Raw genomic sequence first — 13,280 nt, 5'->3', positions numbered from 1 at the left:
GATCGCACGTGCGGCGAGACGATCGGGATGGGGATGCGGTGGTCGGGAGCGGGGCCGTGTCAGCCGCCGACCGGCAGCCGCCAGGAGCTGAGCCGCCGCTCCACGGCGACGAGGAGCTGGTTGAAGGTCACGCCGATGGCGGAGATCGTGATGATGCCCGCGTACATCTGAGGGATCGCGAAGTTGTACTGCGAGGCGTTGATCAGGTAGCCGAGGCCCGCCTTGGCGCCGATCATCTCGGCCGCGACCAGCACGAGGATCGACACCGCTCCCGCCAGCCGGATACCGGTGAACATCACCGGCACCGAGGACGGCAGGATGACCTTCTGGAACATCCGGGGCGCGGACAGGTCCATCGACTTCGCCAGCTTCAGCAGGGTCGGGTCGACGTTGCGCACCGCGCTGATGGTGTTGAGCAGGATCGGCCAGGTGCACGCGTACACCACGATGGAGATCTTCGAGGTCTCGCCGATCCCCAGGAGCAGTACGAACACCGGCAGCAGCGCCAGCGCCGCGGTGTTGCGGAACACCTCCAGGAGCGGTCCGAGGAGGTCGGCGACCGGCCTGTACCAGCCGATCAGCAGGCCGAGCGGTACGGCGACGAGCACCGCGAGTCCGAATCCGCTGAACGAGCGGACCAGGCTGGCGCTCGCGTTGTCGGCGAGCTGTCCCCCGACGGCCAGCCCCCACCAGGCTCGGGCGACCTCGCTGAACGGCGGCAGGAAGATCCGGTCGACCAGGCCGAGGCGCGGGGCGGTCTCCCACAGAAGCACCAGCGCCACGATCGCCGCGGACTTGGTCGCCCCCTTGACCAGCAGGTGCGGCAGCCGGCGGACTGCCCGGCGTGCCCGGGCCCCCGCCGTGGAGGTTCGGCGCGCTCCCGACGGTGACGCGTCACGGGGCGGGGAGACGGTGGACGTGGCAGAGGCGGGGGAAGGGGCAAGGACGGGCTCGGCGGCGCTCACCGGGTCCGCGACCGTGGTCTTCTCGATGGCCGTGCCGGATATGGGGCTCATACGGAAGCCTCCTCCTTCTCCAACTGCTGGGCCCTGGCGACCTCGTCGTGCAGCAGTGACCAGAGCTCGTGGCGGTGTCGTGCGAATTCGGGACTGGAGCGGAGATCGTCCGTCGCCGTACGGGAGTTGAAGGCGACCGGCACGATCTGCTTGATGCGGCCCGGCCTCGATGTCATGACGGCGACGCGCTGCCCCAGGTAGACGGCCTCGTCGATGCTGTGCGTGATGAAGACGACGGTCTTGCCCGTGCGCTGCCAGATGCGCAGCAGTTCGTCCTGCAGCGACTCCCGGGTCTGGGCGTCCAGGGCGGCGAACGGTTCGTCCATGAGCAGGACATCGGGGTCGTAGGCGAGGCTGCGGGCGATCGCCACCCGCTGCCGCATCCCGCCCGACAGCTCGTGCGGATGGCGCTCCTCGAACCCGGTCAGGCCGACCAGGTCCAGGAACTCCCGTGCCAGTTGGGCGCGTTGACGGCGTGGAGCGCCGATGGCCTCAAGGCCGAACTCCACATTGCCCAGGGCCGTGCGCCACGGCAGCAGCGCGTACTGCTGGAACACGATGCCCCGGTCCAGGCCCGGGCCCGTGATGGGCTTCCCGTCCAGGAGGACCCGCCCGCCGGTGGGCTGGGTGAGGCCCCCGAGCAGATCCAGCAGTGTCGACTTTCCGCAGCCGCTGGGACCGACCAGGACGATGAACTCACCGGCCGCTATCTCCAGGTCGATGCCGTCGAGGGCGGTGAACCGGGTCGTCCGTCCGGCCCCCGCGCGGTCCGTGGCCGCTCTGCCCTTCCCGGCCCGGCCCTTGACGGCGAATTCCTTCCGCACGCGCTCGAACACGATCTTGGGTGTGCTGGATTCCTTCGTGTATGCAGACATGGGGTCAGTTCCCGCTCGTCGAAGGGGAGGGGGCGGCCGGGGAAGCCCCCGCGCCGGCCTTGCCGGCGGCGTTGAACTCGTTGGTGTAGAGGTCGGACAGGGTGACCTGGCCCTTCTGGATGTCACCGCGGCCTGCCAGCCAGTCGATCCACAGGCTGAGTTCCTTGCCGGTGATCCGGCCGGCCGTCTCGGCCACGCCGTAGGAGCGCCAGTACTTCAGCGGGTCGGTGTCCTCGTTGCGGCCGCGCTTCTTCACGATGTCGGTCATCCGGGAGATGACCTCGTCGCGCGGAGTGGAACGGGACCACTCGATGGCACGCCCCACCGCGGTGACGAAGGTCCGCGCGGTGTCGGGGTTCTGCTTCAGGAAGCGGTCCGTCATCACGTACGTGCCGGCGCTGAACGCGCCGAGCAGCTGATGGTCCGTGAACAGCGGCCGTATGCCCCCGGTGGCCAGCGCCTTGTCGCGCAGGATGCCGCCGAGCACGGCCACCTCGATCTGCTTCTGACGCAGCGACTGCTCGGTGTTGACCGGAGGCACCACGAGCGGCTCGACCTTGCTGATGTCCGCCCGGGACAGGCCGCCTCGCTGCAGATAGATGTCGAGCATGGCCTCGGAGTGGGCTCCGAGCGTGTTCATCCCGACCTTCTTGCCGAGCAGGTCCCGGGCCGAGCGGATCGGGCTGTCGTCGAGGACGTAGAAGCCGTTGTACGCGTGCTTGTCGGCGCCGTAGTAGCTGATGACGGCCTTGATGGGAGCGTTGTTCGCCGCCAGTTTGACGACCGCGCCGTTGAAGGCACCGCCGAAGTCGGTCTGGCCGGTGGCCGCGGACTGGATGTCCTGGGGCCCGCTGATGGTGTTGCCGACCCACTCCAGTTTCACGTCCTCCAGATAGCCGAGATCAGCGGCGAGCTCCGGCAACGTGACCTGACCCGCCCAGCCCTGGTAGCGCAGCGCCTTGGTCTGACCCTTGCCGGGGGTGGCTCCGGTCGCGGTGGTACCGCAGCTCACGGCCAGCGCCGAAAGACCGAGCAGAGAGAGGAAGTGACGTCGGGTCGATGCCGTGGGAGTCATGGAGAAGGGTCCTGTTCGAACGAATGGGGACGGCGGACGGGGAATCGGCGGACGCGCCTGCCCGGAGTGGCGAGAAAGCGACGCATGACGGTGTTCTTCGGCATGAGGGATCCCCACCCGAATGGGTCACGCGGTGTCTGGGCGCGGCAAAGCGAACACGGAACGGGGATACGGGAGCCGGCAGGAGTGCCTGGGAGAAATCAGTGGTCTACGACGGCGGTGGAACGGTCGCAGCAGCCGATTTCAGGAAAGGGAGCGAGAGAGCGCAGCGCTCGTCGGCAGGTTCAGTGGCCGACGGCACAGATGGCGCTGGCTTGACGTCGCAGATCGACGTGCAGGCGCGCGGCGAGGTTCTCGAAGTTGCTCACAGGCAAGAGAGTTGCAGCGATATCGGGCCACGTCAACGGCGTGTACGCCCATGTCTCATATCCTGAACCGCCCGACATACAGGTGAAGTAAGGCGTTCACAATTGCCTGGACCGCAGGCTGCGGGACGCCCTCAGATCACGCCGATTCCGGCCGGCGGATGCCGGTGATCACGAGGGGTACGGCCCTTGGGCCTGCGGCCGAAGCGGTCCCGCTGCTCATTCGGCCTGGACTCGGGGCCGGTCGGCCGCCTCCGGCTGTGTGGGCGTGGCGTACGGGGTGAAGTGAGCGGGGGTGTGGTCGATCGGCAGGTCCGGGCGCCAGGCGGTGAGGATCTGGGCACTGCACACGAACAGGCCGTCGGGCAGCTGGTCGAGGGGGTTCCACGTCCAGTCGCCGACGCTCTCGTGCGGCTGCGTGGCCGGCTGGCCCTGCCAGCCGGTGACGATGGCGCCGACGGTGACCCGCACGACGCCCCCGACGTGATCGACGAGTGTGCCCAGGAGCCTGACACCGTCGGTCGTTGCCGTCAGACCGGTCTCCTCGGCCAGTTCACGGATCACGGTCTCTTCGAGGGACTCCCCGGGCTCCACGGTTCCGCCGGGCAGTTCGAGGGTGCCGTGACGGTGACGGCCCAGGAGCAGGCCCCGGTCGCCGAGGACGATGGCTCCGACCCCGATGGCCCCATGTGGTGTGGGTGGTCTCGCTGTGCGGGAGCGGCTGGAGATGCGTCTCGGCGGATCGGGGATGCGGCGGGCCCTGATGAGCTGCTGTACGACGGTGCCGCTCTCCCCCGGGCGGCGTAGCAGGTCGATGGACTCGACCCGGAAGCCGTGTTCGGTGAGCAAGGCCTCCCACAGCCGGGGTGCCAGGACCCACATCTGTGTGGGGAGCGGCGGGTCGTCCCTCAGCAGGATCAGTTGCTCACGAGGTGCGACCGTGGTGGCGGGGCCGTGACCGTGCAGGTCGGTGTGGATGAGTGAGAGGACCAGCGGCGCTCCGGGGCGCAGGCCGTCACGCAGAGCGGGCAGAGCGCGGTGCGGGTCGGTGAAGGCCAGGGTGCCGATGGCGTACGCGGCGTCGAACGGCTCGGCGGTGCGAAGGTATTCGACCACGTCGCTCTGCACGAACCGCACACCGGGGACATCGCCGTGGGTGCCGACGGCACGCTGATGCTGTGTCGGCGACAGGTCGATCGCGGTCATGTCCGCGCCGTGGGCCCGGGCCAGGTGGACGGCGATGTGGCCCGTCCCGGAACCGATGTCCAGGACGCGGCGGCCGGCGATGTCACCGAGGATCTCGGCACCCGGACCGACACCTTCCCACGGCGCCCAGTTCAGCCGCTCCGGGACGGGCGGCATGAACGCACGGTCGAGTTGACGTCGGCCGTAGACGGCGCAGGCGTCGGCGTTCAGGTCCTCGACTGACACGGGCACTCCTCAGGTCACGCCGGCTGCGGAACGGTGGCACGTTCTACGTCGTGGAGCTCTCCGAGTCAGGTCCAGGGCGCCGGTCGCGCCCAGAGCGGCAATGACCTCGGACCCGATGTGCAAGAACTTTCGGTAAGTATCTGCAAGTTGTTGCCAAGGTGGTGACCGGCTGCTTGACTCTCCTGCCGGTGGACACAGATGACGGCCCGTTGACCGCGTGGGGGTAACGACGCCTCCGCGCCCCGCCCACCCACGGTTCGAGAGGTACGCACATGAGCACCGAGACCGACGTCCTCGTCCTGGGAGGCGCGGGCGTGGACACGATCGTGTACGTACCCGAGTTGCCGCTGCCCTACGCCGACAGTTACATGGTGCGGCCCGGAATCGAGACACGGGCGGGGCAGACCGGGGACTTCGTCGCTCTGGGAGTGAGCGCTCTGGGCCTGCGTACCCATCACCTCGATATGATCGGCGACGACCACGAGGGAGACCTGGTACGCGCGCTGCACCGCGACCGGGGCGTCGCGTTCACCGAAGTCCCGCTGCCCGGTGGTACCAAGAGGGCGGTCAACCTCGTCGGTCCCGACGGACGCCGGCTGTCCTTGTACGACGACAGCCGCTCGCGTGAGGAGGACCGGCTGCCGCCCGCGACGGTCCGGGCCCTGGCGGCGACGAGCCGCCACGCCCACGTCTCCATCACGTACCCCTGCGCCTTCGCCCTCCCCGAGCTGCGGAAGGCCGGCGTCTCCGTCTCGACCGACCTGCACAACTGGGACGGGGTCAACGCATACCACGAGCCCTTCGCCTATGAGGCGGACATCGTGTTCCTGTCCACCACCGCCCTGACGGACACGGAACGGACCATGCGTCAGGTCGCCGAGCGCGGCCGGGCCGACGTGGTCGTCGCGACGGCGGGGGCCGAGGGAGCGTACCTGCTGGCCGAAGGGGAGCTGAGCCACGTTCCGGCCCTCACGCCACCGCGGCCGGTGGTGGATTCCAACGGCGCGGGCGACGCCTTCGCGGCGGGGTTCCTCTTCGGCCGGCTGACCGGCGAGCCGCCCCGCCGGTGCGCTCTGTACGGCGCGGTCGCGGGAGCCCATGCCTGCACCGTTCCGGCCACCCGAGCCGACCCCATCGGCCGGAGCGAGCTCCTCGCCCGCGTCGCGGAGTACGACTCCGCGGCATGACCGACCACGCATGAAAGGCTGCGCGGGACCCAGGCGCAGGCAGGCCTGGGTCCCGCGCAAGTCGCAGGAAGGCCTCGCCGGACCTCACGTGCAGGCGGTCCCCCCGGACACCGGGCGCAGGAGGAGCCTATGCGGGGGCATCGTCCAGGAAGCCACCCGACTGGTGCTGCCACAGCCTGGCGTAGGAGCCGTCGGCGGCGAGCAGTTGCTGGTGCGTGCCCTGCTCGACGATACGTCCCCGGTCCAGGACCACGAGCCGGTCCATGGTGGCGACCGTGCTCAGCCGGTGCGCCACGACCAGTGCCGTCCGCCCTTCCATCAGGTGCCACAACGCCTTCTGGACGAGGACTTCGCTCTCGGAGTCGAGTGCGCTGGTCGCCTCGTCGAGGAGCAGGATCGGCGCGTCCCGCAGGATCGCCCTGGCGAGGGCCACCCGCTGGCGCTGGCCGCCGGACAGTTTGACGCCCCGCTCACCGACCATGGTGTCGAAGCCGTCCGGCAGCGCGTCGGCGAACTCCGTGACGTGAGCCGCCTCGGCGGCCCGGCGGATCTCGGCGTCCGTGGCGTCAGGCCGCGCGAACGCGATGTTCTCCCGGAGCGTGCGGTGGAACATCGCCGGGTCCTGCGGCACGTACGCGAACAGGCTGCGCAGATCGGCCTGCCGCAGCTTGCTGATGTCCTGTCCGCCGATGAGGATGCGGCCGGCGTCGATGTCCGTCATACGCAGCAACAGGCGGCTGAGGGTGGTCTTACCGCCGCCCGACCGGCCGACGAGCCCGATCTTCGCGCCGCTGCTCACCTCCAGGTCGAGGCGCTCGAACAGCGGCTTACCGCCGGCGTGGGCGAAGGTCACCTGCTCGAAGCGGACGTCGGCGGCCTCGGCGTACAGCGGCTCCGGTGCCACCGGGTCGAGCACCGTCGGCTGTGTGAGCAGCAGTTCGGTGAACTGGCCGGCCTCCGTCATCGAGCTCTCCAGACGACGGTAGATCTGGTTGAACTCGAACATGATCCGCGTCGCGTTGGTGTAGTACGTGAAGGCGACGACGACCGCCTCCACTCCGTGCCCGCCGCCGCCGAGGGTGACGGCGAGCAGCAGGCCCATGACGTTGGTCAGTACGGACATCGGAGCGACCAGCGTGTCGATGCGCAGGTTGCCGTAGTCCCAGGACCGCAGCGTGAGCCGCCGTGACTCGGCGACACGGGAGCGGTGTTCGGCCGCCTCCCGGTCTTCGGCGCCGAAGGCCCGGACCGTGTCCATGTTCATCAGGCTGTCGGCCACATGACCCGACACCTGCGCGATCGCCTCCTCGCGCCGGTCCACGAGTGCCTGACGGCGTCGGATGAGTGGCATGACACAGAACGCGGTCAGCGTGATCATCGCCAGGAGACCCACGACGAGCAGCGGGTCGTAACTCCACAGCACGACCGATCCGAACAGCAACGGCACGAAACTGCCCACGACCGAGAACGTCAGGGTGTCGACGAACTCCTCGAAGCGCGAGGCGAAGCTCAGGACCCGCTTGGTCAGCGACCCCGCGAAGTTCTCATGGAAGAACGTCGCGTCCTTCGCGAACAGCTCGTCCATGCCGATCACGTACAGCTGCTCGATGCCTCGGGCGTCGAGCCGGTTCAGGAAGTGCAGACCGATGCGCCACATGGCCTCCGCGAGCAGCAGCACCCCGGCGAAGCCGAGCAGGTAGGGCGTCATCGTGGCGAGGCCGGTGCTGCCGTCGTCGGCGATGTGGCCGACGAGCTTCGCGACGATCAGCGGCGCGATGTAGTGGATGCCGATGTTGCCCAGTGCCGGCGACAGCATCGCGGGTGCCGTCAGCCATCGGAGCCGCACCAGCTCCCGTCCGTAGTAGCGCAGTGCCAGGAGCACCGAACCCTTCCCCGGCGGCGGTTCCTCACGCGATTCAGGCAAAGCCCACTCCCACCCTGTGCGGTCGTCGGTGCGTGCGGCCGGAGCGTCCTGCGGCGCGCAACTCCCGACGGCGGGGCCCCCGGTGCGCTCGGCGGCGACGTGTCCGCGCGAGTGCGGGAGACCAGGAATCGCAGTGTCCCGCGAGGGCGTGAGGGCGGTCCACGCGTTTTTCTCGGCCATCGGCGACGCCGCGAACGCGTCACCCGCTCGCTCCGACGGCCGTCCGGGCACGAGGAAATGGCTCGAATGCACGGAGGGCCAGGTGCGTCCGGGCGTGACCGGGGCGGGCGCGTCACGGACGCGGCACCCGCTGCGAAGTCACCGGGGGCGGGGCCCCGGTTCGGGGTCGCGGTCCGACGGAGGCCATACGTAAGGGAGGTCGTCCGGCACTCCGGTGAACCGGCCGCGGTAGTGGTCCGGGTCCTTGCGGAGCAGCGCGGACTGGTGGCTGCGGTGGAACTCTGGCGCTCCGAGCCAGGGCGGAAGCTCCCCCTCCGCGCCGAGCCGGGCCTGCGAGCGCACCACCGTGCCGGGCCGGTGGGCCAGGAAATCCGAGAGCAGCGTCGCGGCACAGGTGTCCGCGCGCCCCTCGGTCGTCCACGCGGCGCAGATGTCCAGCCCGTACCGGACCAGCGCCTCCTCGTAACCCGCCCACATGCGGACCGCCGGATGTCTGCGCCAGCCGTATCCGGGCACGGTCAGACCGCGAAACACCTGCAGTGCTTCCACCCGTTGCTTGCCGAGCCGCCTGGAGTCCAGGACCGCCGCGGATTCCGCGAAGTCAGGAAAGGGAAGAAAAGTCTGCATACGACCTGTCTACCCGTGCGGGCACAGTCCCGCGCCCCGGTCCCGGGCCCGCGTCACGCGCGAGGCCCGGTACCGGGGGAGTGAGTCGGTCCGGGTTGAGATCAGGCCACGGGGGCGGGCTCCCGCTCTCCCGCCGGTTCGGGTTCCGGACGACGGCTCAGCGCGCCGGGCCACCACGCCTTCGGGCCGATGTCCCTGACGAGCGCGGGCACGAGCAGCGACCTCACCACGAGCGTGTCGAGGAGGACGCCGAAGGCGACGATGAACGCGATCTGGACGAGGAACGCGAGGGGGATGACTCCGAGCGCGGCGAACGTGGCGGCGAGCACGACACCGGCCGAGGTGATGACGCCCCCCGTCGCGACGAGGCCGCGCAGCACTCCCTCACGCGTACCGTGCTTCAGCGACTCCTCCCGGACGCGCGACATGAGGAAGATGTTGTAGTCGACGCCCAGGGCGACCAGGAACACGAACCCGTAGAGGGGCACCGAGGCATCCGTACCGGAGAAGCCGAAGACCCCCTGGAAGACGAGCGCGGACACGCCCAGGGTCGCCAGGAAGTTCAGTGCCACGGTGGCCACGAGCAGAACCGGCATGAGGACGGAACGGAGCAGTCCCACCAGGATGACCAGGATGATCGCCAGCACGACGGGCACGATCAGCATGCGGTCGCGCTCCGCGGTCCTCTGGGTGTCGTACTGCTGGGCGGTGTACCCGCCGACGAGGGCGTCGGCGCCGGGGACCGCGTGTACGGCCTCACGCAGCCGGGCGATCGTCTCCTTCGCGGCGTCACTGTCCGCCGGTGCCTGCAGTGTCGCGTTGATACGGACCTTGCCGTCGGCCACCAGGGGCGCACCGCCACCGGGCTGCCCGGACGCCGTGACGGGGCTCGCGGTCGCCACGCCCTCGGTTCCGGCGGCCGCCGCGGTGACCTCGTCCACGGTGTCGGCGGTGGCGATGACGACGGCCGGGTTGCCCGAACCGCCGGGGTAGTGCCGGCCCAGGGTCGCCTGCGCGGAGACGGATGGCGCGTCGTTGACGAAGAGTTCGTCGAGCGGGACGCCCTTCGATTCCAGCATCGGCGCGAAGGCCGCACACGCGAGCAGCCCGGCCAGCGTGATGGCCCAGACCTTGCGCGGAGCCCGGTCGACCAGGGCGGCGACCCGGGGCCACACCCCTCGGCCGCCGTTGCCCTCGGAGGCGCCGGCGGGCTTCGGGCGTGCTGGCCAGTAGGCGCTGCGGCCCAGAAGTACGAGTGCGGCGGGGAGGAACGTGAGGGAGCTGAGCACGGCGCAGACGATGCCGATGGCACCCACCGGCCCCAGGGCGCGGTTGTTGGTGAGATCGCTGAGAAGCAGCGCGATCAGGGCGAGGGCGACGGTGGCGGCGCTCGCCACGATCGGGCCGGCGGACTCGCGTACCGCGGCCCGCATGGCCGTCACCCGCTCGCCGTGGCGCTCCAGTTCCTCCCGGAAGCGGGCCGTCAGGAGCAGGGCGTAGTCGGTGGCGGCGCCGATCACGAGGATGGAGAGGATCCCCTGCACCTGCCCGTCGACCCGGACGATGTCCCGCTCGGCCAGCGCGTACACGACACCGCACGCGAGGCCCAGTGCGAATACGGCGCCGACGATGATGACGAGCGGGAGGAGGATGCTGCGGTAGACCAGGAGCAGGATGATCAGGACGGTGGCGAGGGCGACGCCCAGCAGCAGGCCGTCGATGCCCGCGAACGCGTCCGAGAGGTCGGCCTGGCTGGCCGCGGGGCCGGCCATGTGAACCGTCGTACCCGGTACCTGCTGCGCCGCCGCCGTCACCTTCTCCAGAACGACGGGCAGTTGGTCGCCGAGGTCCGGGCGGAGCTGGACGACGCCCTGGAGGGCTTCCCCGTCCTTGGACGGAACGGCCGCCGACGCCTGGCCCACGGTTCCGGTCAGCCCTGTCAGCGAGGCGAGGGCTTCCGTGGCCGACGCGCCCTGCCGGCCGGTCACGTCGCCGCCGCCGGACACGGTCCAGACCACGATCGCCGGGAGCGTCTCGTCCTGACGGAACGCCTTCTGGGCCTCGATGGCCTGGGTGGACTCGGCGTTCTGCGGCAGGAAGGCCGCCTGATCGTTGGTGGCGACCTCGCCGAGCTTGCCGGCGTAGGGGCCGAGCGTGCCGCCGACTCCTAGCCAGGCAACGAGGAGGGCCACGGGGACGAGCCACCGCAGCAGCCGAGAGGGGCTGGACATTGCACTCCAGATGAGGGTGAGGTCAGTATCTCTTGATCGTAGAGTATCTCAATCGTTGAGATAGTTTTCGAGTGCCCCGTCCTGACGCCCTGATCGACGTGACCCGGCATGATCCGCACGAAAGGAGCTAACGGCGCAGCTGGTCCAGTTCCTCGTTCAAGGTGGCCAGGAACCGCAGCACGGTCGTGAGCTCATCCCCGCTGAACCGCTCCTGCGCGCGGGCCGTGGCCGCGGCGAGAGGCATGAAGGAACTCCGGGCGGCCGACCTGGCCTCCGGCAGGTAGTGCAGATGCACCACGCGACGGTCGGCGCTCTCCCGGGCCCTGCGGATGTGCCCCGCCCGCTCCAGCCGGTCGAGGCAGGCGGTGACGGCGCCCGATGTGAGGCCCAGGTGCCGTCGCAGGCCCCCCGGAGTGAGCGGTGTCTCCGAGTCGAGGATCGCGCCGAGGGCCTGGATGTCCGTGGCGTGCAGCCCCTGCTCGGCCGCGAAGGCATGGGCGAGCCGGTTGATCTCGCCGTTCATGTGCCGGAGCTGCATCGCGAAGGCGCGGAGCTCCGGCCCGCCCGCCGGTGCGGCGGACTGCGCCGCCGGTGTCTTTCCTGTACTCGCCACGTGGTCAGCCTATAGAGGCGTCACCACCGGCCCTTCCGAAGACCTCGCTGTCGACGTACGGATCGAGCCTCAGCTTCGTCCTGCACGAGCTGACCTTCGCCAGAGCCCATGCGTGCACGCCGGGCGTATCGTCCGCCAGGTCGTACACCTCCTGAGCCGACCGCAGGCCCGGGGACGCGGGTGTGCCGGTCTCCTGGGACAGGAAGTGTTCGAGCAGTCGACGGGCCCCGGTGGCGTCACCGCTGAGCGCGGCGGCGATGCCGGCGTCGAAGCCGTCCCAGGGGTAGCCCCGCCGCAGTGGCTGTGCCGCGAGGTGACGGGCGGCCGAGGTCACATCGGGGAACTGGCCCCGGTAGCCGGCGATGCGGGTCGAGGCCAGCTGGGCGAGATCCTCCGCCGCCTTGGCGAACTGGGCCTCGTTGCGGAACGGCTCGTGTCCGCCCTCCCGGTGGCCGAGGTGGAACGCGAAATGGTCGATGTCGTGCCAGAGCCACATCACTCCCACGTTGAGGTGGCTGCTGGCTCCAGCTGGAGGGCTGGAACTCGACCACGCCGAGCCACCATCCTCGGTCGTCGAGCCAGATGCGGGAGCGTCCGCGCTGCCGCAGGCCGATGGGGCGCAGGACCGAGCGCGCCGCGGCCGTGACCAGACGGGTGGCCGGTGAGGTGGTCGACATGCCGGTCATTCTGTACGCCGTCGCGGAAGGCCGGGTCAGCGGTAGGCGGCCAGGAACGCGCGGACACCTTCGGTGGCGTAGTGGTCCAGTTCGGCCTCGGTGTGCTGAGGGCCGCCGTGGAACATGGCCTTGTTCACCGGAATCCACAGCAGCAGGCCGGAGAACTGGTGGGCGGCCAGGAGCGGTTCGTCGATCCTGAGCAGTCCGTCGTCGGCCAGGCGGCCGAACGTCGCGGCCAGCGTGGCGAGTACACGCTCGAAGCCCTGCTCGTACCAGGCGGCGCCCAGTGCGGGGAACGTGTCGGCGTTGGCGATGATCAGGCGGCGCAACTGGAGCACCTGCGGCTGGGTGAGCGCGGTGAGGAACTGGCGGGCGAGCCGGGTCAGGTTGTCTTCCAGTGCGTCCGCGTCGGCCGGAATGTCGGCCACGAGGTCGATCATGGCGTCCACGCGCCCGGTGGTGGCCAGGACGATCTCCGCGAAGAGCTTCTCCTTGTCGGTGAAGTGCTTGTAGACGGTCTGCTTGGACACCGTGGCCAGCCGCGCGATGTCGTCCATGCTCGTGCCGGCGTAACCCTTCACCATGAACGCATCCGTGGCGGCCTCCATGATCGCCCGGCGCTTGCGCGCCGACCTGCCCTCCTCGTTCGCTTCCATACCGCCTCCGCCACCTGGAGTACTGGACAGTCCAGTTTCCATATGCGTACTCTACCGTTCGAGGACGGGCAGTACCACACCGTCCAGTTCTTGACCGGCTCGTCGGCGTGACGCAGCGGCCTCAGCCGGACACCCGTGTACGGACAGATGGGACATCGCTCCATGACTCAGCCGGCCAAGGGCCCTGCCAGTTACTTTCCTTCGATCGAGGCCAAGTACGGCCGCCCGGTGGGGGAGTGGAAGGACATGATCCGCGCGTCGCCCCTCACGAAGCACATGGAACTCGTCTCCTGGCTCAAGGCCGATCACGGCCTGGGGCACGGTCACGCCAACGCACTCGTCGCGCACACTCTCGCCGAGGACAGCGCCAAGTGACGCCTGCGCGACCGGCGTCGGCGCGGACGGACCGCCGCTGATCGCCGA

Annotated in this window: 12 protein-coding genes; 2 read left to right on the top strand and 10 right to left on the bottom strand. The window is 69.8% G+C overall.

Going from position 1 to position 13,280, the window contains the following annotated elements; genetic code table 11:
• Positions 1–59: 59 nt before the first annotated feature.
• From AB0C82_RS31510 to AB0C82_RS31495, 4 genes are all read right to left on the bottom strand, one after another.
• Positions 60–1,016, bottom strand: a complete 957-nt coding sequence (locus AB0C82_RS31510; RefSeq protein ID WP_362848754.1) for an ABC transporter permease — start codon at positions 1,014–1,016, stop codon at positions 60–62.
• Positions 1,013–1,891 carry an ABC transporter ATP-binding protein gene (locus tag AB0C82_RS31505; protein WP_362848751.1) on the bottom strand — a complete coding sequence of 293 codons (879 nt, stop codon included), beginning with the start codon at positions 1,889–1,891 and terminating at the stop codon, positions 1,013–1,015. The genes AB0C82_RS31510 and AB0C82_RS31505 overlap by 4 nt, the downstream gene beginning before the upstream one ends.
• Before the next feature lie 4 nt (positions 1,892–1,895).
• The gene (locus tag AB0C82_RS31500; RefSeq protein ID WP_362848748.1) at positions 1,896–2,966 is read right to left on the bottom strand and encodes an ABC transporter substrate-binding protein; all 1,071 of its coding nucleotides are present in this window, start codon (positions 2,964–2,966) and stop codon (positions 1,896–1,898) included.
• Between the two features lie 584 nt (positions 2,967–3,550).
• Positions 3,551–4,762, bottom strand: a complete 1,212-nt coding sequence (locus tag AB0C82_RS31495) for a bifunctional class I SAM-dependent methyltransferase/NUDIX hydrolase (protein WP_362848745.1) — start codon at positions 4,760–4,762, stop codon at positions 3,551–3,553.
• Between the two features lie 272 nt (positions 4,763–5,034).
• On the opposite strand from AB0C82_RS31495, the gene AB0C82_RS31490 reads away from it, so the two are divergent.
• Positions 5,035–5,949, top strand: coding sequence for an adenosine kinase (locus AB0C82_RS31490; RefSeq protein WP_362848743.1), 915 nt, complete (start codon positions 5,035–5,037; stop codon positions 5,947–5,949).
• Between the two features lie 127 nt (positions 5,950–6,076).
• On the opposite strand, the gene AB0C82_RS31485 is transcribed toward AB0C82_RS31490, so the two are convergent.
• The 6 genes from AB0C82_RS31485 to AB0C82_RS31460 all read right to left on the bottom strand — a co-directional run bounded on the left by AB0C82_RS31485 (position 6,077) and on the right by AB0C82_RS31460 (position 12,857).
• Positions 6,077–7,831: an ABC transporter ATP-binding protein gene (locus tag AB0C82_RS31485; RefSeq protein ID WP_362849224.1), complete on the bottom strand. Its 1,755-nt coding sequence runs from the start codon at positions 7,829–7,831 to the stop codon at positions 6,077–6,079.
• A 360-nt stretch (positions 7,832–8,191) separates the two neighbouring features.
• Positions 8,192–8,680: an MSMEG_6728 family protein gene (locus AB0C82_RS31480; protein WP_362848741.1), complete on the bottom strand. Its 489-nt coding sequence runs from the start codon at positions 8,678–8,680 to the stop codon at positions 8,192–8,194.
• A 101-nt stretch (positions 8,681–8,781) separates the two neighbouring features.
• Positions 8,782–10,911 (bottom strand): MMPL family transporter, encoded by a 2,130-nt coding sequence (locus AB0C82_RS31475; RefSeq protein WP_362848738.1) that lies wholly within the window; start codon positions 10,909–10,911, stop codon positions 8,782–8,784.
• A gap of 127 nt (positions 10,912–11,038) precedes the next feature.
• Positions 11,039–11,524, bottom strand: coding sequence for a MarR family winged helix-turn-helix transcriptional regulator (locus AB0C82_RS31470; RefSeq protein ID WP_362848737.1), 486 nt, complete (start codon positions 11,522–11,524; stop codon positions 11,039–11,041).
• A 4-nt stretch (positions 11,525–11,528) separates the two neighbouring features.
• Positions 11,529–12,020, bottom strand: a complete 492-nt coding sequence (locus AB0C82_RS31465; RefSeq protein ID WP_362848734.1) for a hypothetical protein — start codon at positions 12,018–12,020, stop codon at positions 11,529–11,531.
• 216 nt (positions 12,021–12,236) lie between these two features.
• The gene (locus AB0C82_RS31460; protein WP_362848731.1) at positions 12,237–12,857 is read right to left on the bottom strand and encodes a TetR/AcrR family transcriptional regulator; all 621 of its coding nucleotides are present in this window, start codon (positions 12,855–12,857) and stop codon (positions 12,237–12,239) included.
• Positions 12,858–13,019: 162 nt separating this feature from the next.
• Between AB0C82_RS31460 and AB0C82_RS31455 the strand changes: the two genes are divergently transcribed.
• Positions 13,020–13,232, top strand: coding sequence for a DUF4287 domain-containing protein (locus tag AB0C82_RS31455; protein ID WP_362848728.1), 213 nt, complete (start codon positions 13,020–13,022; stop codon positions 13,230–13,232).
• The last annotated feature ends 48 nt before the right edge of the window (positions 13,233–13,280 follow it).

This window comes from Streptomyces sp. NPDC048560, from assembly GCF_040650955.1.
GTDB lineage: Bacteria > Actinomycetota > Actinomycetes > Streptomycetales > Streptomycetaceae > Streptomyces.
The sequence above is the reverse complement of the archived record's forward strand: the minus strand, read 5'-3'. Positions and strand labels throughout refer to the sequence as shown.